Source organism: Bowmanella yangjiangensis (genome assembly GCF_017255015.1).
GTDB lineage: Bacteria > Pseudomonadota > Gammaproteobacteria > Enterobacterales > Alteromonadaceae > Bowmanella > Bowmanella yangjiangensis.
Genome location: NZ_JAFKCS010000312.1, coordinates 1 through 930 on the forward strand (window position 1 = coordinate 1; position 930 = coordinate 930).

Genomic DNA, 930 nt, shown 5'->3' on the forward strand with positions numbered 1-930 from the left:
CTGGTGATCGACATCGGGGTGATCCAGCAACTGGCGATCACCGCCAGTATCGGGGTGTTTGTCGCTCTGTTCACCAAGATGTTCCTGCTGCCGGTGCTGATGTCCTATGTCGGCGTCAGTCCGCGCGGTTTACGCCAGCAACAGAAACGTAATGCTTCCTCCTGGCCGCTGTGGCAGCGGGTGTCGGCGGTTGTCGAACCCCGGATTGGCGTACCCCTGCTGGCCTTCGCCCTGGTGCTGCTCGGCCTGGGTTACTACGGTGCCCGCGACCTGAAGATCGGCGATCTGGACGAAGGTGCCCCGGAGTTCCGCCCCGAGGCACGCTACAACCTGGACAACGCCTATCTGCTGGATCACTACACCACTAGCACGGACGTCTTCGTGGTGATCTTCAAGACCGCTCAGGAGCATTGCTCGCGTTTCACCGCCGCCGACCTAGCTACCCGGCTTGAGCAGGAGCTGCGCGAGGTCGAGGGGGTCGAGTCGGTTGAGTCGCTGTACAAGACCATGCGTTTCAACATCATGGCGCGCAACGAGGGCAACCCAAAATGGGCCGAGTTCTCCCGCGACCAGTATGTGATGAACAATGCACGCACCGGCGTGGCCCGCGAGTTCGTCGACAGCAACTGCAGCATCGCACCGATCAGCTTCTACCTCGCCGATCACAAGGCCGAGACCCTGACCCGGGTGGTCAATGCCGTGGAGGCCTTCGCCGCACGCCACGACGGTGATAACTACGAGATTCTCCTGGCTGCCGGTAACTCCGGAATCGAGGCGGCAACCAACATCGTCATCAAACACTCCGAGCGGCTGATGCTGATCCTGGTGTTCCTCATCGTCGGCACCATGGTCTGGTTCGAGTTCCGCTCCCTCAGGGTGACCTTCGCCCTGATGGCGCCGCTCTACCTTTCCACCGTGCTTTGCGAGACG

The 930-nt window shown here is 61.4% G+C and carries 1 protein-coding gene; it reads left to right on the forward strand.

Annotated features, from left to right (window positions below; genetic code table 11):
* Nucleotides 1-930: MMPL family transporter (locus J0A65_RS24230; RefSeq protein ID WP_206596820.1), on the forward strand; the 930-nt coding region annotated here is incomplete at both ends.